A 1,324-nucleotide genomic window follows, 5' to 3' on the forward strand; every position below is an offset into this window, starting at 1 on the left:
CAGGTTCGGCTTCAGCTCAAGAGCCGGGGCCAGCTGCTCATCCATGATCTGATCCATTAAATACCCGCGGATCGCCAAGTTGGCGTACTGCGCCTGCGCATCCCGGGCCCCTATCGCATCAGCCACCCTATCGGCCCAGCCACGCACCTGATTCGGGCGGGACTCATCAATATCGCCGACCCCCTCAGTAAACGAATCGCCCAAGGCCACATAGCGTACCGGCTCACCGTTCAGGCGAGCATTCTCATCAAGGTGAAGCACCGTTCCCCTCCCCTAGCTCACAGTTTTGCCTACACGCCAGTATCCCATAAACGACACCTGCTCCTTCGGGGTTCCTGCCTCCTGCACGCTCACCCAGCGAAGGCGTTTACCCATCGCGATGCCTCCCCACAACGAACATGTCGTGCGGGTCATTGGCGACACGGCAGGTATAACGCCGTAGCGGGTGATATTGTTGAGGTTTTGCCGAGCGCCTTGAGTTTATTGTCAAACCAGTTGGCAGACTTATTTGAATTCTCTTCCCTAGAACTTGAGTCTGCCGGTCACCAACCAGCCGCTGCGGGATGCACGCTCATAAATGGCGTGCGCCATGGTGCGAGCGTAGCTTTTTGTCACGTGGTTATCGTCCATGTACACGTAAACATTCCCGATGATCGGCTGGCAGGTTCCTTCAGGACAGTACAGGTCAGCCAGGTCGATGGTCACCGCGCCTTCGTACCGGTCTAGCACCTCGCGGGAGGGGTTGGCGTCAGCAAGCTTCTCATTCACGGGACGAGCACAGGAGCTCATATCCGACCCGGCTTTTTGGGCGCACTCGTACACGTTGAAGTCATAACGCGGGTTATCCCGCAAACCAATCACCTGAATCCCGGCGTCGGTAAGTTTTTTGACGGTCTCATCCAGTGCCGGGTCGACCCGTTCCTCATTGGTTTTCGCATCCGCCACAGTTGCGGTTAACACCACCGTCTGGGGTTTGCGTTTGAGTAGTTCCTCGGTCACCTTATGGTTGAATTCGCTGCATTCGTCGGATGCGTTTACATCTCGGGTCGGGTACAGGCACCCTCCCAGCAGGTAGGCTTGCAGGTTGGTGTGGGTCTGCTCCGCGATCGGTTTGAAGGAAGCAATAGACTGCTCAATATGCGAGTTGCCCACAATAACGGTCAGCGGGGCATCATCCGCACCGTACGTTTGGATATTGCAGTATTTGGAAAGCGACTCGTCCCTGGGTTTAAACACCCCATCGCAAGCCCCGTCCAGGCGCTCATACTGGCTTTTGGGGTCGGTAGAAGGGATGGGGTTGTCGTTTGATGTCACCCGGTTGGTA

At 56.6% G+C, this 1,324-nt stretch carries 2 protein-coding genes; both read right to left on the bottom strand.

Annotated elements, in window-relative coordinates; genetic code table 11:
- A partial coding sequence (locus tag Q4P78_RS08860; protein WP_368660904.1) for a GDSL-type esterase/lipase family protein occupies nt 1-261 on the bottom strand: 261 nt, incomplete at its 3' end.
- 261 nt (nt 262-522) lie between these two features.
- Nucleotides 523-1,324 (bottom strand): SGNH hydrolase domain-containing protein (locus Q4P78_RS08865; protein ID WP_303340010.1); only part of this gene is annotated, 802 nt, incomplete at its 5' end.

Origin of the sequence: Rothia sp. (in: high G+C Gram-positive bacteria) (assembly GCF_030540545.1) — a bacterium.
In the GTDB taxonomy this organism is placed as follows: domain Bacteria; phylum Actinomycetota; class Actinomycetes; order Actinomycetales; family Micrococcaceae; genus Rothia.